General features: G+C 71.3%; 17 protein-coding genes and 1 pseudogene. 10 read left to right on the plus strand and 8 right to left on the minus strand.

Features of this window, described 5'->3' with window-relative positions:
* Nucleotides 1-40: 40 nt before the first annotated feature.
* The 3 genes from ACWC0C_RS10005 to ACWC0C_RS10015 form a co-directional block, all read right to left on the minus strand.
* Complete coding sequence (locus ACWC0C_RS10005) at nt 41-1,027, minus strand: hypothetical protein (RefSeq protein ID WP_450863007.1); 987 nt, start codon at nt 1,025-1,027, stop codon at nt 41-43.
* A gap of 37 nt (nt 1,028-1,064) precedes the next feature.
* Nucleotides 1,065-1,601, minus strand: coding sequence for a kinase (locus tag ACWC0C_RS10010; protein WP_450863008.1), 537 nt, complete (start codon nt 1,599-1,601; stop codon nt 1,065-1,067).
* Nucleotides 1,602-2,049: 448 nt separating this feature from the next.
* A complete protein-coding gene (locus ACWC0C_RS10015; protein WP_450863010.1) occupies nt 2,050-2,799 on the minus strand; it encodes a TioE family transcriptional regulator in 750 nt (249 codons plus the stop codon).
* Between the two features lie 111 nt (nt 2,800-2,910).
* On the opposite strand from ACWC0C_RS10015, the gene ACWC0C_RS10020 reads away from it, so the two are divergent.
* From ACWC0C_RS10020 to ACWC0C_RS10035, 4 genes are all read left to right on the plus strand, one after another.
* Nucleotides 2,911-4,068, plus strand: a complete 1,158-nt coding sequence (locus ACWC0C_RS10020) for an erythromycin esterase family protein (protein ID WP_450863011.1) — start codon at nt 2,911-2,913, stop codon at nt 4,066-4,068.
* Nucleotides 4,069-4,142: 74 nt separating this feature from the next.
* Nucleotides 4,143-4,622 (plus strand): hypothetical protein, encoded by a 480-nt coding sequence (locus ACWC0C_RS10025; protein ID WP_450863013.1) that lies wholly within the window; start codon nt 4,143-4,145, stop codon nt 4,620-4,622.
* 53 nt (nt 4,623-4,675) lie between these two features.
* On the plus strand, nt 4,676-5,074 hold the full coding sequence (locus ACWC0C_RS10030) for an ACT domain-containing protein (protein ID WP_450863015.1): 399 nt from the start codon (nt 4,676-4,678) through the stop codon (nt 5,072-5,074).
* Nucleotides 5,075-5,250: 176 nt separating this feature from the next.
* The gene (locus tag ACWC0C_RS10035; RefSeq protein WP_449194229.1) at nt 5,251-6,207 is read left to right on the plus strand and encodes a MerR family transcriptional regulator; all 957 of its coding nucleotides are present in this window, start codon (nt 5,251-5,253) and stop codon (nt 6,205-6,207) included.
* Nucleotides 6,208-6,467: 260 nt separating this feature from the next.
* Here ACWC0C_RS10035 and ACWC0C_RS10040 read toward each other — a convergent pair whose 3' ends face one another.
* Nucleotides 6,468-6,947: a GNAT family N-acetyltransferase gene (locus tag ACWC0C_RS10040; protein WP_449194228.1), complete on the minus strand. Its 480-nt coding sequence runs from the start codon at nt 6,945-6,947 to the stop codon at nt 6,468-6,470.
* A 255-nt stretch (nt 6,948-7,202) separates the two neighbouring features.
* On the opposite strand from ACWC0C_RS10040, the gene ACWC0C_RS10045 reads away from it, so the two are divergent.
* Nucleotides 7,203-7,883: a hypothetical protein gene (locus ACWC0C_RS10045; protein ID WP_450863016.1), complete on the plus strand. Its 681-nt coding sequence runs from the start codon at nt 7,203-7,205 to the stop codon at nt 7,881-7,883.
* A 203-nt stretch (nt 7,884-8,086) separates the two neighbouring features.
* Here ACWC0C_RS10045 and ACWC0C_RS10050 read toward each other — a convergent pair whose 3' ends face one another.
* A complete protein-coding gene (locus ACWC0C_RS10050) occupies nt 8,087-9,043 on the minus strand; it encodes a hypothetical protein (RefSeq protein ID WP_449194226.1) in 957 nt (318 codons plus the stop codon).
* A gap of 144 nt (nt 9,044-9,187) precedes the next feature.
* Here ACWC0C_RS10050 and ACWC0C_RS10055 point away from each other — a divergent pair, with 144 nt between their 5' ends.
* Nucleotides 9,188-9,706, plus strand: coding sequence for a GNAT family N-acetyltransferase (locus tag ACWC0C_RS10055; RefSeq protein WP_450863018.1), 519 nt, complete (start codon nt 9,188-9,190; stop codon nt 9,704-9,706).
* A 34-nt stretch (nt 9,707-9,740) separates the two neighbouring features.
* Here ACWC0C_RS10055 and ACWC0C_RS10060 read toward each other — a convergent pair whose 3' ends face one another.
* Nucleotides 9,741-10,943 (minus strand): MFS transporter, encoded by a 1,203-nt coding sequence (locus ACWC0C_RS10060; RefSeq protein ID WP_450863020.1) that lies wholly within the window; start codon nt 10,941-10,943, stop codon nt 9,741-9,743.
* Nucleotides 10,944-10,981: 38 nt separating this feature from the next.
* Between ACWC0C_RS10060 and ACWC0C_RS10065 the strand changes: the two genes are divergently transcribed.
* Entirely contained in the window at nt 10,982-11,578 is a 597-nt protein-coding gene (locus ACWC0C_RS10065) for a CGNR zinc finger domain-containing protein (RefSeq protein ID WP_450863022.1), read from the plus strand.
* 135 nt (nt 11,579-11,713) lie between these two features.
* Here ACWC0C_RS10065 and ACWC0C_RS10070 read toward each other — a convergent pair whose 3' ends face one another.
* Nucleotides 11,714-13,024 (minus strand): hypothetical protein, encoded by a 1,311-nt coding sequence (locus ACWC0C_RS10070; protein WP_450863024.1) that lies wholly within the window; start codon nt 13,022-13,024, stop codon nt 11,714-11,716.
* Nucleotides 13,025-13,369: 345 nt separating this feature from the next.
* On the opposite strand from ACWC0C_RS10070, the gene ACWC0C_RS10075 reads away from it, so the two are divergent.
* The 3 genes and pseudogenes from ACWC0C_RS10075 (at nt 13,370) to ACWC0C_RS10085 (ending at nt 15,532) form a co-directional block, all read left to right on the plus strand.
* Nucleotides 13,370-14,119: an SDR family oxidoreductase gene (locus tag ACWC0C_RS10075; protein WP_450863026.1), complete on the plus strand. Its 750-nt coding sequence runs from the start codon at nt 13,370-13,372 to the stop codon at nt 14,117-14,119.
* A 199-nt stretch (nt 14,120-14,318) separates the two neighbouring features.
* Nucleotides 14,319-14,924, plus strand: a complete 606-nt coding sequence (locus tag ACWC0C_RS10080) for a YdeI/OmpD-associated family protein (RefSeq protein WP_450863027.1) — start codon at nt 14,319-14,321, stop codon at nt 14,922-14,924.
* Nucleotides 14,925-14,930: 6 nt separating this feature from the next.
* A pseudogene (locus tag ACWC0C_RS10085) lies at nt 14,931-15,532 on the plus strand (aldo/keto reductase).
* Between the two features lie 115 nt (nt 15,533-15,647).
* Here the strand turns inward: ACWC0C_RS10085 and ACWC0C_RS10090 are convergent.
* Nucleotides 15,648-16,097: a peptidoglycan-binding domain-containing protein gene (locus ACWC0C_RS10090; RefSeq protein WP_449194219.1), complete on the minus strand. Its 450-nt coding sequence runs from the start codon at nt 16,095-16,097 to the stop codon at nt 15,648-15,650.
* Nucleotides 16,098-16,355: the final 258 nt, after the last annotated feature.

Below are 16,355 nucleotides of genomic sequence, written 5' to 3' on the forward strand. Positions count from 1 at the left end.
TCCAGCCGGGTCCGTCCCCACCGGCAGGAGCCACGTCCCGCTACGGCAGGACGCGGATGACCGCCACGTCGCCGGGAGCGGCACCACAGCCGTAGACGCCGATCACCACGGGGCCGAGCCCCGCCACGGCAGCCCAGGCGTCGCCCACCGGCAGGAACTCGAACTCGGTCCTGCCCTCGCCCACCCCGATGCCGGTCCTCGTCGCCCATGCACGCCGGGCATCAAGCCGTCCGGCCTCGCGGAAGCCCTCCTCGGCTCGGTCCCCGTCGGAGTCCCGGGGGAACGCCAGGTGCAGGGCGCCCGCGAGGCTGTCGACGCGGGCATGGGTGAGAGCCTCCACAGGCCCGTGCTCGCCGTACCGGTCGGCGGCGACGGGCCGCCAGGTCGATACGACGACGGTGGCCCCCGCGTCCGTACGGTGCCCGTGGCTCACGAACCACAAGGGCCGGTCCGGTCTGCCCTCGACGGTGCCCCAGCCTTCGAGCCAGCGGGTTTCTGCCCCGCGCGCGAGGCCATGACCGGGGAAGTCCCGTCCCTCATCCGGAAGTTCGGGCATCAGGCCTGGGCCTCTCAACTCGGCCAGGCACGGAAGCGCGTAGGCCCGGTCCCAGTCGCCCAGGCGGCCGACATAGCCACCCAGCATGCGCCGCAACTCCCAGGCGCCCTCGGCCATGTATTCCGGAGCGAGCCGGGCCAGCGCGTAGGCGCCGTCGATGTTGTCCGACTCCTCGACATAGCCCCGGTACTCGTTGACGACGAGCCGCAGGGCACCCACGGCGCCCACCAGGTGGTCCCCGCCCAGGCCGGCGCGGATGCGGGCGGCTTCGATGCGACGGTCGGAGCCGAGATCGTGGTTGCTGGTGAAGACGAGCCCGAGGCGCCGGGCGGCCTCGTCGGTGTACTGCGGTCCCAGGGCGATCAGGCGCCGGGCGCCTTCGAGTATCGCGTCGGCGTCGACCCGCCACTCGGTGCCGAGCAGCCGCCGCGCCTCGCGGACCTCCTCGGCCTCGACCGGTTCCCCGTCCATCGTCCGTACTCCCTCCTGGCCGACCGCGCGGCCGGTGTCAGTGGTCCAGTGGCGGGAGGCCGGCCAGCCCCGTGTCGTGCATGATGTGGTCGACCGTCTCCGCCAGGGAGCTGCCGGCGCCGATGACGGTCTCCACTCCCCCGGGCAGCAGGTCCCGCCGCCTGTACCACTCCCGCAGGTCGGCCTCGCTCACATGGTCGGCGATCGGCTTCGTCGCGTGGCGGGCCAGGGTCTCGCCGAACGGCACGTCGAGGTAGTAGCCGTGGGTCGGACCCCGGTGGTCGGCGCGCAGCCGGGCGAGCATGTCGCCGTAGCGGTCGGCGTACAGGATGCCCTCCACGACCACGTGATAACCGGCGTCCAGGGCATAGCGGGCCACGGTGTCGATCAGGCCGATGTTCGCCGCCCCCGGCCGGTCCCGCTCGCGCAGCACGATCCGGCGGAGGTTGTCCTGTTCCACCAGGGCCAGCCCACGGCCGAACCGGTCACGGATCCCGGCCGCGACGGACGACTTGCCCGAGGCGCTGTTGCCCTGCAGCACCACCAGCCGGGTCTGCTCCGTACCGACTTCCATCTGCCGCACAGTACCGGTCCGCGGGACCGGTCAGGACAGCGTGGCCAACTCCTCGGCCGTGGGCTCCAGTGCGTGGGGTGAGTAGGGCAACGGGAGGTAGATGATGGCGAGTTCGGCGCCCTTGAAGGTGGTGGTCTGTTCCGGGCCGAGGAGGCCGGTGAGTACTTCGCAGGCGGGTGGCGGTAGTGGATGCCGGTGACCAGCGTGCCCAGGCGCAGTCGCCGGGTGGCCTGGGCGAGTGCCGCCAGGGTGATCCAGCCCTCCAGGCGAGGGGGGTGGGGCCGGCTCCGTGCGTGGCCTGGAAGTGGTCGGAGGTCCATCCCGACTCGAAGGTGTCGATCTGGTCGGCCGCCCGCCACACGTGGAGCATGGCTTCCCACGAGGTGCCCTGCGGCGGCGTCTTGAAGGCGAAGCGCATCGCGCCGACTCAGCTCAGCCGTAAGGCCGTTCACAGGTGTGCGGAAGCGGGCGATGCAGCACGCACCGTGTGTCCGACGCCCTCGCTTCGACTCAGGTAGGCGCTGAGGTGTGTGGCCGCGTGCAGCATGGCGAGGCCCTGTGCGGTGAGTTTTCGCTGCCAGGCGTCCAGGGAGGCGGCGAGTGCGTCCGTGCCGCCGGCGGTGCGGATCTGCTGGACCACGGTGGCGATGTGGTCCAGCAGATAGCCCCCGCGTCGCAGGAGGTGTGCGAGCTCGGCGTCGCGGATGTCGTCGGCGCGGTAGACGCGGTATCCCGTGGCCGGGTCCCGGGTGGGGGTGACGATGCCGGCGCTTTCCCAGTTGCGCAGGGTCGCCGGGGTGACGCCGAGTTGGTGCGCGAGTTCGCCGACCGTACGGGTCCCGAGCTCCGGTGCGGGATCCGGCGCGGCCCCGGACTCCGCCGTCAGGTGAGGTACCGCGGTGCGCACCGCTTCGAGGGTTTCCCGGTCGCGCAGCAGTTGGCTGTGGCCTCGGTCGACGATCGTCAGGGCCTCGTCGAGTTCGTCCCGGTGGAGGGCTTTCATGATCTGGCCGCCGGCCGCGTACCCGTACGCCGGGACCAGCGAGAGGTAGGCGCGGAGCGCTGCCGCGTGCACCTCGGTGTAGATCCGGTAGCCGCTCCGGGTGCGCTCGGCGGGCGGGATGAATCCGTGCCGCTCGTAGTTGCGCACCGCCTGGGTCGAGATGCCGTGCTCGCGCGCGAGGTCGGTTGGTCGCAAGGTCCTCACCGGTTGAGACTTTACCGCAGGCCCGCCCGCTGAACACGGCCCATTTGCCCGCCGACGCCGCCCAAAGCCTCAAACGGTCTTTCAAAGATACGATTGAGGTCCATGAGTCAGGACATCCAAGACTTCGTCACCCCGTCATGCCACCTCTTGGCACTGGGTGAGCCGACACACCAGGAACCGGCCTTCGGGCGGGTCCGGAACGACCTGTTCGCCCAGCTGGCCGGCCGTGGCTTCCGGTCGATCGCGCTCGAGACCGATCGCGTGGCCGCGCTCGCCGTGAACGACTACGTCCAGGGGGGATCCGGAAGCATCGACGCGGTCATGCGCGAAGGCTTCTCCCACGACTTCGGAGACCAGGACGCCAACAGGCGGCTGGTCGGCTGGATGCGCGACCACAACCGGAACCGGCCGCCGGAGGAGCGCCTGGCCTTCCACGGCTTCGACGCGCCGATGGAGACCACCTGCGCCCCCAGCCCACGGACCTATCTGGAACACGCCCGCGACTACCTGCAACTGGACCTCGACATCGCGGGCCTCACCGGCGACGACACACGGTGGAGCCGGACGGAGGCAGTCCTGGACGCCGCCATGTCCCCCGGCGCCACGGCCGAGGCAGAGCGGCTGCGCGTGCTCGCGGACGACATGCTCACCGCGCTCTACGGGCGCGCCCCGGAACTGATCACGGCAACCTCCCGCGACGAGTGGTTCAGGGCCAGGACCCACCTCACCGCCGGCCTCGGTCTGCTGCGCTACCACAAGCAGTCGGCGGTGCCCCTGGAACCGAGTCCCCGGATAGCGGGCCTGGCCGCCAGCCGGGACGCGCTCATGGCCCAGAACCTCATGGACATCCGAGGCATCGAGGAGGAGCGGGGCGCGACCCTGGTCTTCGCGCACAACCTCCACCTCCAGCGCAACGCGTGCGTCTGGCGCCTGGGCGACCTGGGTGCCGACTGGTCCGGTGCAGGCTCCATCGTGTCGTCTCTGCTGGGCGAGCGGTACGTCTGCGTCGCGGGCAGCCTGGGCCGCAGCGAGACCCTCGGGCTGCACGACCCCGCGCCGGACACCTACGAGGGTCTCCTCCAGCGTCGTATCGCCACCTGGAGTCTGGAAACGGCCGCCACGGTCCCGTCCGCCCGCACCCGGACGGACACGCACCCCAGGCAGGGCTACTTCCCGCTCGACCGGGCGACACTCGACGCCGTGGACGCGGTCCTGCACATCAGCGACGGATCGACCGCGGGCACGCCGGTACACAGCTGACCGCGAGCCCGATCCGGCGCCGCCGGGCCGCACTTACGGCATGATGACGGTCATGCACACCCAGCGAAAGGCCCATGCCGCGTAAGCGGCCCGGCGCGCTGCGCGCCGCACAGTCTCCCCGTCCGGCGCGGGCACTGCCACCGTTGCGGATCCACGGCCTCTCCCCCCGGACGAGCGCCGCGATAGCGCTGGTGGAGGCCCTCTCGGACGACTACTACCTGTACCCCGGCGCCACCGACCGAGCGCTGCGCCGGTACCGGGCGTTCCTGCACCCACCCGGACGACGGCCCCGGTATCCGCAGGACGCGGAGTGCGGATGCCGTGGTTGCTCCTTCGACGACGTGCGGCACGCCCGCGACATCCTGGAGGACGTCGTACGGCAGTTGCCGCCCGCGGCACGGAACGAGCTGAGACGCCGCGTACGGGCCCTGGACGAGACATACGTCCGGCGGACCCTGCCGGATCCCTTCGCCGCCACGCGGCAGTGGCGATCCGACCTGTGGTGGCGGCGCCGACTGGCCGGCGGCTGGGAGACGGGTCGGCCGACGGCATGACCGTCACCGCCCGCCTGCGGGGCGAGCGGGCGGTCGGCCCGTAGGGTGGGTCCGTGACCGGCGAGACTGATCTGCACACCTTGCTCAGCGGCATGCGTCCGGAGCTGAATCCGGGCCGCTATGTCTTCACGATGGCGGAGGGCGGCGTGCCGTCCGGGGTCACCCCCGTGGTGACGGTCGCCGAACAGGAGGGCCTGACCCTCGTCGTGCCGCAGGCGGAGGCGGACGCGGCGGGGATGGCGTACGACTACGTGGCGGCGTGGATCACCCTGCGGGTGCACTCCGCGCTGGCCGCGGTCGGGCTGACCGCCGCCGTCTCCCGCGCCCTGGCCGACGCGGACCTGAGCTGCAACGTCGTCGCCGGATTCCACCACGACCACCTCTTCGTGCCGTACGAGGAAGCCGAGCGGGCCGTGGACGTGCTGCGGCAACTGGCGGGCGGCTCCGCCTGAGGTGGCGCCCAGCCGTGCGGCCAGTGCGCAGGGGCAGCTCCCTCCGGGCGTAGATCCGGGCGCCGAGATCCGTCCACGGCAGCGCCGCGCTGAACCGGAGCCTGCCGGCCCGCCACTCCGAGCGCCTTGACCTTGCCCCTGAGGGCAAGGTCTAGCGTGTGGGCGAGGTGAACGGCATGAAGATCAGCGAGCTGGCGCGTCAGGCCGGCGTGACGACCAAAGCGGTGCGGTACTACGAATCGCTCGGGTTGCTCACACCCGAGCGCCTGGCCAACGGCTACAGGGACTACGACGAGGACGACGTACGCCTGGTGCGCGAGATCAGGACGCTGCACCGGCTGGGCATCCCCGTCGAGCGCACCCGGCCCTTCCTGGAGTGCCTGGCGGCAGGACGCGCGCACTCGGACGACTGTCCCGCCTCGCTCGCGAGCTACCGCGAGGCCATCGACGAGCTCACCGAGCGGATCGAGGCGCTGACCGCCCGCCGCGCGACGCTGATCGCCAACCTCAACGCCGCCGCACTCCGGGGCAGCGGCGTCGCACCGTCCGAGGAGAAAGGCACCGGAGCCATGGACCATCTGACACTGCCCGCGGACCTGCCCGTCCCCGAGGACGACGGCGCCACGGACCACCTGCCCGGCACGCCGGCGCCGAACCTCACCCTCCTCGACACCGCGGGGCGAGCGGTCCGCCTGGACACGCTCGGCCCCCGTCGCACGGTCGTCTACGTCTACCCCCTCACCGGCCGCCCCGGCACGGACCTGCCGGAAGGCTGGAACTCCATTCCCGGAGCCCGTGGCTGCACGCCCGAGTCATGTGCGTTCCGCGACCACTTCCACGACCTCCTCGAAGCCGGCGCCGGCCGTGTCTACGGGCTGTCCAGCCAGGACACCGACTACCAACGCGAGGTCGTGGAGCGCCTCGGGCTGCCCTTCGACATGCTCTCCGACCCGGCCCTCGGCCTGGCCGACAGGCTCGATCTGCCCACGTTCGAGGCCGGCGGGATGCGGCTGTTCAAGCGCCTGACGCTCGTCATCCGCGCCGGAGTGATCGAGCACGTCTTCTACCCGGTCTTCCCCCCGAACGAGCACGCCCAGCAGGTGCTGACCTGGCTGCGCGAGAACCCTCTGTAGAGCCGCACCGGAGGACCGAACGACTGAGGACGACGCGGCCGGGGCGCACCGCGATCGAGGTCACGGAGCCTGGCTTCGTCGGCGGCCCCCTCGGCAGACTCTTCGCAACGCCGATCCGGCCGCGAACACCCTGGCCGCTGCCTGGAGTTGCGGCATCCGGTACTTCGACGACTTCGACACGTCGCCGTACTACGGCATCGGACACTCGGAGTGCCGGACCGGCGAGTGCTTCTCGTGGAGCAGGACCCGGCCGGGCGCCGTCAACTCCGGCCTGCTCGCCACACCCCGTCCCGCATGACGGACGCCGGTTCGCGGACCATGAACACGTCCACCGGGTCCTCGGTCTCCACGGTGAACCCGTGGCGCTCGTACAGCCGACGGGCCGGGCTGCCCTGGAGCACGTTCAACCGGATCCGGGTGCCGTCGCGGTCACACCGCTCCAGCAGCATCCTCAGCACGGCCGATCCGATGCCCCGGCCCTGCAGGCTCGGGTCCAGGTAGAAGTGCTCCAGCCGGTGGGCGTCGTCGGCCGGCCGCAGCGCCACGCATCCGGACGGCACACCGCCTGCCTCGATCACCCAGGTGTGATCCGCCGCGAACCCGTCGCGCAGCCGCTGCCTCACCCGGTGCTCGTCGTACCGCCCGAGGCGCTCCAGGTCCGCCCGCATGACGACGGCGCGCAGTTCGGCCACCGCCTCGACGTCGGTCGCCGAAGCGGTTCGTATCTCCCAGTCCGCCATGATCACGATGCTAGCGCGCCGGGGTCGACCTCACCGGCGCCGTCGTACGAGATGAAAGGTCCCATGGTGTTCCGCCGCGCAACCCACAGGATTCACTGAGTAGAAACAGGTCGACACATCCGTATCATCCATGTGTCAGGGGTGAATCCCGCAGGACAACTCCCGCTCTGCCGGGAACCCACACCACAACTCCCGCTCCCCGCTTACCACATCGGAAGGCAAAGGAGCGCGCCACAGTCTCGATTGGAGCGACAGATGCCTGAGCCCAGCGCACCCGTTACCGAGTTGACCTCGCAGTACGTCAGCCAGGTGACCAATGACCTCGAACGCAACGTCAAGGAACAGGAACGCATCACCGCGGAAATCGCGGCCCTGCAGGAGCAGTTGGCCGCGCTGGAACACGATCACACGATTCTGGTGAGCATGCGGCAGGCGCTCGGCGTCGCGAGCTCGATGAGCACGCCTGTCGCCACCGAAGGCGCGGTGGTCCCCGCCCCGCGGAAGCAGACCGTCACCACATCCGGTACACGCCGTGCGCCGAAGAAGGAGGCTCCGGAGCAGACCGAGGGCAAGAAGCGGCCCGCCAAGAAACCCGCGACGACGAAGCCCGCGACTGCGAAGTCCGTGTCGACGAAGCCCGCGGCGAAGAAGGCGGCCGGCCAGCCGGCTCAGCCGACGCTCGTCGAACTGGTCCGCCGCCATCTCGCGGAGCAGCAGGAGCCCCGCTCCGCGGCGGAGGTCGCCGAGGCGCTCGGCACGGCACATCCCGACCGGGAGATCCAGACCAAGGTCATCCGCACCACGCTGGAGAACCTCGTGGCCCGCAACAGCGCCCAGCGCACCAAGCAGGGCTCGTCCGTCTTCTACACCCTTCCCGCCGCGGCGGAGTCGACGGCGCCGAGTGCACAGGAGTCCGGGCCCGACGCTGCCGGGTGAGCCGTCACCGTCGCCCCGTCCTGAACGGGTCCGGGAACCGGAGGGCTGCGTCAGTCCGTAACGGGGGCCGGTGCCGATCGGCACCGCCGGGCGTCTCCGGGTTCCGGACGGGGCTGGTGCAGTGGGGCTGTGCCCCTCGGCACGATCGGCCGAATCAGCCGAATCAGCCGAGTTGACGATGTGTCAGCTGCACGTCTTACCGCTCATAGTCCGACGGTGGCCTTCTGCCGCGTCTGGTCGAACTCGGCCACCGGGTCGCCGACGGTCTCCCAGGGCCACGCGGTGACGATGCCGCCGACCGCCTCGAAGACGGCACGTGCCTCGCCGCGACGGTCCGCGGCCACCAGTGCGTAGGCGAGGAGGTTGAGGTCGGCGAGCGCCTTGGCGTGGCGGAGAAACCCCGGCTGGCCCCATGTGTGCGCCGCGCGGTCGAGCGCCTGGGTCGCCATCGCCTGGGACCAGTGGTTCCGCGCGACCAGTGCCTCGAAGCCACCGCGGTCCAGGATGGAGTGGTACTGGAGGACCTGGGCGGTGAGTTCGGTCGCCACGCACGGCGCGTTGGCGGGCATGCGGGCGCGCAGGGTGTCCACGAACTCCAGGACCTGGATGCGCGAGCCCGCCTCCTCGGGACTGAGGTAGGCCAGCATGTTCAGGTAGGCCTCGCGGTTCCAGCGATCGCGTGCGAGCACCTCGTTCCACACTCCGAAGACCTGGGACTGGTCTCGGCGTTCCAGGCGTGCCACCGCGAGGAGGGCGACCCAGGGAGTGGGGTCCTCCGGGGCGACTTCGGCAGCACGGAGACAGCTCGCGATGGTGCCGTCGGGGTCCTCCAGGCGCCCCTGGTCGCGGGCCTGTGCGACCTGGGTCCAGGCGTACAGGACGAGTGCGTTCGCGTTGCGGGGCTCACGCGTGGCCCAGGCCCGCGGCAGGTGCGATCCGGCGAGGTAGCCCGCCAGGACGTCCATCCGGTGCGTCCGGCGGTCCCAGTCGTCCGGTTCCTGCTCCAGGACGCGGGACATCTGCGCCACACACAGGTCGATGGTCGCGATGGTGCCGGTCCTGGTGGTCGCCACGAGTGACTTCAGGAGCCTGCCCAGGTCCTGGTCGTCGAGCTCCGGAGCGAGGCGAGCCCTTTTGCGGCGACTGGAAAGAAATGCCATGTCAGGAGGCTAGAGCGGATCGACGGGTACACAAGACCTCGGCCGAGATCGTTATGGTTTACACGTATCATCCGGCATCTGCCGGTCCTCCGGCATGCGGCCGTTCGCTGCCAGGCTGTGGCAGGCGTGCGTATATTCCCGTCCATGCCCGAGATACAGCTGCTCTGTCCGGCTCACGCCCCCGCGCTGCTCGCCTTCGAGCAGGAGAACCGGGCCTACTTCGCCGCGTCCGTCCCCGATCGGGGCGAAGAGTACTTCGCCCGGTTCGACGAGCGACACCGTGCCCTGCTCGCCGAGCAGGAGGCCGGTGTCTGCTACTTCCATGTGCTGGTCGGCAGCGAAGGCGAGGTGCTGGGCCGGATCAATCTCGTGGATGTGGCGGACGGCGGCGCCGCACTGGGGTACCGGATCGCGGAGCATGCCTCGGGCCGGGGGCTGGCCACCTGGGCCGTTCGCCAGATCTGCGAACGTGCCGCCCAGCGCTACGGGTTGACCAGCCTGCGCGCCGCGACCACGCTCGACAACGCGGCGTCCCGGGCCGTACTGGCCCGCTCAGGGTTCGCCGTGGTCGGCGAGAGACGGCTCTCCGGCCGCCCAGGTCTGTCATATGTCCGCAGCCTCGCGGACCTCACCTCTCCATCCGGTGCGCCGACTGCCGGTTAGTGTGTCTCGGCTGAAACCCGGCGAAGGCCCGCCATCACATGGGCCGCACACGGTCCTCCCGCGATCCGACGACGTGCAGCGGTACGGCACTGCAGACCAGCGCCGCGAAGGCCGCCACGCCCGCCGCCGTTGCCAGGGCGCCGGGGAGGGACCAGGACGCCAGCGGACCGGCGATCGCCGCGCCCGAGGCGAAGCCGGTGATCTTCAGGCTGGCACCGGTGGTGAAGATCTGGCCGCGCAGACGGTCCGGGGCCTCCCGGTGGCGTACCGCGAACAAGGCGGTGAGCTGCGGCCCTTCGCCGATTCCGGTCAGCAGCAGTGCGAGGACGAGCACGGCGGGGCGGCCGGTTGCCGCCAGGGCGAGTGCACCGGCCTGGATCAGGGCACCGGCCCGGATGACCGAGTCGGGGGCGAAGGACTGCGGGAACCGGGCCAGCACCGCGTTGGCCACCAGTGCGGAGACGGCCGCACAGGAGAGCAGCAGCGCGCCGCGTCCCGCACCGCCGAGGACACGTTCACCCAGCAGCGGCACACAAGCCGTCAGCATGCCCTGCGCGGCACAGCACATGATCGACACAAGGGTCGCCCGGGCCAGTCTTGGTGTCCTGGCAATGACCCGCATTCCGGCGGCCAGGTCGCCGATCAGCGACTCCGGCTGCGCTTCCCGCACCCGTGCGGGAAGCCCCGGCAGGGTCCACGCAGCCGGCGCCGCCGAGCCGATGAGAGTCACCGACACCGCGACGGCCACCGACGCCCCCAGTGCCTCGGCCAGGCCGCCGGCGAGCACGGGGCCGGCCAGGCTCGCCAGGCCGAAGGTCATGGCGTCCAGCGCGTTCGCCCGGGGCAGCCGGTCCCCCGCCGCCAACCGTGGCAGCTGGCCCGTCCAGCCGCCGGACAGCGCAGGCCCCAGCAGTCCGGTCACCACCGCGATCAGCAGGGTGACGGGGAACGGAAGCCGGCCGAGCCCCATGAGGATCACCGCGAGGCCGGTCGCGTACAGGACGAGGGCTGTGGCCAGCAGCCGTCCCGGCCGCCGCTGCCGGTCGAGCACCGCCCCGAGCAACGGACCCCCTGCCGCCGCCGCAGCCGTGATGCCCGCGAGCAGCGCCGACGCTTCGGAGGCCGAGCCCGCGACGGCGTATCCCGCCAGCATCAGCGCCGGTCCCGACATCTCGTCCCCGACGCGGGCGGCCATCGCCCCCGCGAAATAGGAGGCCATCGCGTAACGCCTGATCATCTGAGTGACGTTACGTATGTAACTCAAAACTCCGCAATATGCGTTACATTGCCGTGGTGCCCTCCAGCAACGATGCCGACGGTGACTGGTCCACCAGGCACTCCGTCCTGACCATGGCCCGTCGCTCCGCCGCCCTCCTCAACGCCCTCGCCGAGGACCACCCCGAACCGGTCCGCGTGGCGGAGGTGCTCCGCACATACGGCGAGACGGGTCCCGTGGACCTCACCTCCCGGGATGTCGCGCAGATGCGCGAGGTCGCCGCCCGGCTTCGGAAAGTCTTCGCCGCCGAGCACACCGACGATGCCGCCGTCGCCCTCAATCGCCTGCTGAACGAGCACACCGAACCGCTCCGCCTCACCTCGCACGGCGGCGGCACGCCCTGGCATCCCCACCTCGATCACGACGACGACGCTCCCTGGGACGAGTGGTTCCTCGCCTCGTCCTGCCTGGCCCTGACCGTTCTGATCTGGGACCGCCAGCTCCCGCCCGGCCGGATCTGCGCGTCCACCGCCTGCCGGAACGTCTTCATCACCCAGGGGCCCGGCCCCGAACGCCGCTACTGCTCGCGGCGCTGCGCGACTCGTGAGCGGGTGGCGGCCCACCGGCGCACCCGCTCCGCGGGATCATCCGGGTGACTGGCGTGCCCAGCAGCGTGGCCGCCGTTGCCCCACGGTGCACCGCGTGCGGAACCGGGGTGCCGTACCGCCGGTCCGGCCGGTTCCGGAGCCCGCACAACAGGCTCCGCCGGGTGTGCCCGCCACGGCCGCCCGCTAGGAACCGCTGCCGTCGCACATCGACCAGACCTCCCGCAGCAGGGCCGGATAGTCCTCGCCGTATGTGCTGATGCCCGCGTACACCGCGTCCAGGGCCGCCTGCAGTGGGTCGGGCTCGGCGGCGCCGAGCAGGGCGGGGAGGGCCATGTGCGGCTGTGACACGGGCAGGGACCGGTCCGGCTCGCCGATCGTGACCCGCAGGGTGTACCGCGTCGCTCCGGTGGGGTCGGGTGTCGCCGGCTCGGTCGGTTCCGGCGCCGGTATCCGGTCGGCTGCGGGCCCGACGGTCAGGCCGGTCGGGTCGGGTGCGGGAATCGGCAGGGACAGTTCGTCCCAGGCGTGTGGTGCGTCGAAGGGCGGGCGCTCGGGCGGCACGGCTTGGCCGACGGTCCTGTCAGGCACCCTCGGGTCGCCTTCGAGGGCCTGCCAGACCCGGGTCTCGTCATCGAGCGGTGGAGGCAGCGGTCGTCCCTCGGTGACGGCGGTGAGTCCCGCGGCGATCCAGTCCAGCTGCGCGAGACCCGCCGCCTCGCACGCGCGACGCGCGGCCAGCAGGGCCACCGCCCGCTGTGTGGCGGGGCCGGCGGCGTCAATGGCGTGGACGAGCGCCGCGTCGAAGTCGAGCAGGCCGCGCACGTTCCCGTCGACGTCGCGCAGCGCCTGGCTCGGCGACTGCCCGCCCCACTCCCAGCGTTCGTAGGCCAGTTCGCGTTCTCTGTCCGCCTGTTCCCGCGCGAGGCGGGCCTGGCGTTCGGCCTCGGCGCGTTCGGCCGGGGTCGGAGGGGGCGGCAGTCGGCGAGCGTAGTCGTGCCAGTACGCCGCCGCCTGCGAGGTCTGGTGCACCACACGGTCCGGTGCGGGCGGTGCCGGCCAGAACTGCAGCAGATAGGAGTCCAGTTGCGGCTCGTCGTCCAGTCGGGTGTCCTCCTCGTGTGCCGCGTCCATGCCCTTGGCGCAGTACCGCACCCGGTGGTCGGTCTCCTCCAGGTCCAGCTCCCAGAATCCCTCGCCTCCCCACAGCACGAGCGCCCTGTGGTCCGAGACGGGGCGGAAGGACACCTCCACGACGTCCTCCCAGCCGGGCTCCAACGGCGGTGCCTCGTCGTGCACTTCGACGGTGAAGCCGACGTTGCCCGTGTGGAGACCGGTCGTCAGCCACAGGGTTCCGGGAATCGCCGCGCCGCACAGCCCGGAGGACTGGCCCGCGAACGCCTCGGCGAGGTCCGGGCCGTAACTGTCCGGATCGCTCTCGACGTAGAGCTGACCGTAATGGACGTGGACTTCTCCCTCGACAGGCCTGCGCACCATAACCCCCATCACCTCCAACAACCGGGCCGCACTCCGCACACTACGGCCCGGCACTGACAACGCCCCGGTACGGCCTGCGTCAGGCAGGCGCGGATGAGTACTCCTCGGCGGCCGCCTGCAGCGCAACCAGCACGACGAGCATGGCCGGCGCCATCTCAGCCGGCAGCACCACGGGTATGGCCGCCGCGCGGAGCAGCCAATCGACCTGGTCACGGCGTCCGGGCCGGTGGTGGGCGTACAGACTGATGCGTCACCCCGGGCAGAGGTCTGCCTGCCACGCTCGGCCGCCAGGTCGAGGTCCGTTCGCCGCCAGCATCGTTCAGCTCCCGCCGGTGGGATGGACCCATGACTTCACAGGCAACCCTGAATGGCAAGAAGGCCCTGGTCACCGGCGGCAGCCGGGGCATCGGCGCGGCGACGGCACTGCGACTGGCACGGGAAGGCGCGGACGTGGCCGTGACCTTCGTGCACGGGAAGGAGGCGGCGGAGGACGTGGTGCGGGCCGTCGAGGCGCTGGGGCGGCGAGCGGTCGCCCTGCGCGCCGACGCCGCGGACGCGGAGGAGGCGGCAGGCGCGGTGGGCCGTGCGGCCGAGGCGCTCGGGGGCCTCGACGTGCTCGTGAACAACGCGGCCGTCGGACTGATGCAGCCGCTGGAGAACATGTCGCTCGCCGACGTGGACCGGCTCATCGCCGTGAACGTCCGTGGGGTGTTCCTGGCCGCCCAGGCCGCTGCCGCGGTCATGGCGTCCGGCGGGCGGATCATCACCATCGGCAGCTGTGTCACCCACCACACGCCGGGCCCGGGCGGCACGCTGTACGCGATGAGCAAGTCGGCCGTCATCGGGCTGACGAAGGCGCTGGCCCGCGAGCTGGGCGGGCGCGGGATCACCGCGAACGTCGTCCATCCGGGCCCGATCGACACCGACATGAACCCCGCGGACGGTCCCTTCGCGTCCGGCCAGGCGGCCATGACCGCCGTCGGTCGTTTCGGCACGGCCGAGGAGGTGGCGTCGGCCGTGGCCTACCTGGCGGGACCGGAGACGGTGTACGTGACGGGCGCCGAACTCTCGGTGGACGGCGGGTACGCGGCGTGAGCGGGCGGGCGCACCGGGCACGCGGCTCGGTGCGCCCCGCCTCGGCCCAGCCGACGTTTTGCCGGTGCCCGGCTTGCCGGCGCAGTCCCGGCAGATGAGTTCCTCGTCAACGTGCGCGGACCGACGGCCACTCAGCGCGCCTGCCACCCGCCGTGCGTCCTGATTGACCGCACCACCGGGGTGGGTTTTGATGTGGCGCATGTCGAGTGGAGCACGCGCGGGTGGAGCGCGGAGCGGGGCCGATCCGGTGCTCGCCTTCGCCACGCCGCAGGCGTGGGAGGAATGGCTGGAGGAGCATGACACCGACGTGCGGGGTGTCTGGCTGAAGATCCCGAAGAAGGGCTCCGGGATCGACGGCATCGACTACGCCGGAGCGCTGGAGTCGGCGCTCTGCTTCGGCTGGATCGACGGGCAGAAGAAGAAACTGGACGAGCGGCACTGGCTGCAGCGCTTCACCCCGCGGCGGCAAGGCAGCAGGTGGTCGAAGGTGAACCGGCAGAAGGCCACCGAGCTCATGGAGCGGGGCCGTATGCGACCGGCCGGCCTGCGGGAGGTGGAGAAGGCGAAGGCGGACGGCCGCTGGGAGGCGGCGTACGCGAGTCAGAGCGCGGCGACCGTGCCCGACGATCTCCAGGAAGCCCTGGATGCCGCTCCAGGGGCGCGGGAGTTCTTCTCCACCCTGGACAGCCGTAACCGGTACGCCATCCTCTACCGCGTTCAGGACGCCAAGAAGCCGCAGACCCGGGCAGCACGCATCGAGAAGTTCGTGACCATGCTCGCCGCGCACCAGAAGATCTACCCCTGAACGCACTTGCTTGTCGGCGTCCAGGGCTTCGGGGCCATGGGCATCAGCGCCGCCTACGGGCAGACCGACGATGCCGCGGCCCGCGACACTCTGGAGGCCGCCGTCGAGGCGGGCGTCACCCTCATCGACACCGCCGACATGTACGGCGTCGGCGCCAACGAGGAGTTCCTCGCACCGTTCTTGGCCGCGCACCGCGACGAGATCACCCTGGCCACGAAGTTCGGCATCGAATACCGTGCGGACGACCCTGGTTACCGGGCCATCCGCAACGATCCCGGCTATATCAAGAAGGCCGTCGAGGCGAGTCTGCGCCGCCTGGACGTCGAGGTCATCGACCTCTATTGCACAAGATCGCCGCCGATCACGGGGCCACCACGGCGCAGATCGCGCTGGCCTGGGTGCAGCAGCGGGCCGAGGTGCACGGTCTGACCGTGGTGCCGATCCCCGGCACCCGCAAGCGCGGCCGCCTGCTCGAGAACGCCGGGGCCACCCGGATCACGCCGAGCGCCGGCGAACTGGCCGTGCTGGAGCCGATCGCCGGCCAGGTCGCGGGCCAGCGCTACGCGGACATGTCGCTCACGTCCGCGGCCCGGGAGGCCCAGGCGTAGGCAGCCCTCCCGTCCCACCGTCCCTGCGCTGTGGAGAGGTGCCTTCGCCTCCGTCGCGGACTCCTGATCCTGGACGGAGGCGAAGGGCAGGTCTCTCACACAGCCGGTGCGGTGCTCAGTGGGCGTTGGCGAATCGCTTGAACGCGGCCTGGGTGCCGGAGCCGGCGATGCCGTCGATGGGGCCGGTGTAACCCCAGCTGTCCTTCAGCAGGCGCTGCAGGGCCTTGACGGTGCCCTTGCCGACGACGCCGTCGATCGGGCCGGTGTAGCCCCAGTACTGCTTCAGGCAGCGCTGGAAGGCCTTCCAGCTGTTGGGGCCGAGCTGGCCGTCGATGGAGCCGGTGTAGTGCCAGTACGTCTTCAGCCAGCGCTGGACCTTCTTGGCCTGGGTGGCGTTCAGGCCGAGGTTGTTCACGGCCTGCGGGGTGACGGCCCCGGTGCCGGCCGCCGGGTGGGTGGCCGCGGGTGCGGCGACGCTGGTGCCCGCGGCGGCGAGGCTGCCGGCAGCCAGGGCGACCGCGGTGGTGGCGGTGAGGAGCGCCCTGGTCAGGATGTTCGTTCGCATGGATTTCCCCCTGGTTGTCGAGTGCCTCTCGGCACGTCACACAAGGTATGGGCCGGCGCTTCCGCCGTCGCCAACCCGGGAGTTGACTCCTCGCTCCACCGGCCGCGGTAGTACGGCGCCACGTACAACCTGCGCGGTATCCGGGACGGCCGCCCCAGGGGATCTGCGTCGTCGTCCGCGCCGCGAAGCCGGTACGGGACGCCGTACGCCGGGAGTTGGCGGCCGTGCGGCACATCGAGGGCGTCCTGAGGTCGACCA

This window comes from Streptomyces sp. NPDC001709 (genome assembly GCF_053596375.1).

What these genes read in the sequence shown, in the direction of transcription:
- ACWC0C_RS10005 (WP_450863007.1), bottom strand. Translation starts at nt 1,027, where the DNA reads ATGGACGGGGAACCGGTCGAGGCCGAGGAGGTCCGCGAGGCGCGGCGG.
- ACWC0C_RS10010 (WP_450863008.1), bottom strand. Translation starts at nt 1,601, where the DNA reads ATGGAAGTCGGTACGGAGCAGACCCGGCTGGTGGTGCTGCAGGGCAAC.
- ACWC0C_RS10020 (WP_450863011.1), top strand. Translation starts at nt 2,911, where the DNA reads ATGAGTCAGGACATCCAAGACTTCGTCACCCCGTCATGCCACCTCTTG.
- ACWC0C_RS10025 (WP_450863013.1), top strand. Translation starts at nt 4,143, where the DNA reads ATGCCGCGTAAGCGGCCCGGCGCGCTGCGCGCCGCACAGTCTCCCCGT.
- ACWC0C_RS10035 (WP_449194229.1), top strand. Translation starts at nt 5,251, where the DNA reads ATGAAGATCAGCGAGCTGGCGCGTCAGGCCGGCGTGACGACCAAAGCG.
- ACWC0C_RS10040 (WP_449194228.1), bottom strand. Translation starts at nt 6,947, where the DNA reads ATGGCGGACTGGGAGATACGAACCGCTTCGGCGACCGACGTCGAGGCG.
- ACWC0C_RS10045 (WP_450863016.1), top strand. Translation starts at nt 7,203, where the DNA reads ATGCCTGAGCCCAGCGCACCCGTTACCGAGTTGACCTCGCAGTACGTC.
- ACWC0C_RS10050 (WP_449194226.1), bottom strand. Translation starts at nt 9,043, where the DNA reads ATGGCATTTCTTTCCAGTCGCCGCAAAAGGGCTCGCCTCGCTCCGGAG.
- ACWC0C_RS10055 (WP_450863018.1), top strand. Translation starts at nt 9,188, where the DNA reads ATGCCCGAGATACAGCTGCTCTGTCCGGCTCACGCCCCCGCGCTGCTC.
- ACWC0C_RS10060 (WP_450863020.1), bottom strand. Translation starts at nt 10,943, where the DNA reads ATGATCAGGCGTTACGCGATGGCCTCCTATTTCGCGGGGGCGATGGCC.
- ACWC0C_RS10065 (WP_450863022.1), top strand. Translation starts at nt 10,982, where the DNA reads ATGCGTTACATTGCCGTGGTGCCCTCCAGCAACGATGCCGACGGTGAC.
- ACWC0C_RS10070 (WP_450863024.1), bottom strand. Translation starts at nt 13,024, where the DNA reads ATGGTGCGCAGGCCTGTCGAGGGAGAAGTCCACGTCCATTACGGTCAG.
- ACWC0C_RS10075 (WP_450863026.1), top strand. Translation starts at nt 13,370, where the DNA reads ATGACTTCACAGGCAACCCTGAATGGCAAGAAGGCCCTGGTCACCGGC.
- ACWC0C_RS10080 (WP_450863027.1), top strand. Translation starts at nt 14,319, where the DNA reads ATGTCGAGTGGAGCACGCGCGGGTGGAGCGCGGAGCGGGGCCGATCCG.
- ACWC0C_RS10090 (WP_449194219.1), bottom strand. Translation starts at nt 16,097, where the DNA reads ATGCGAACGAACATCCTGACCAGGGCGCTCCTCACCGCCACCACCGCG.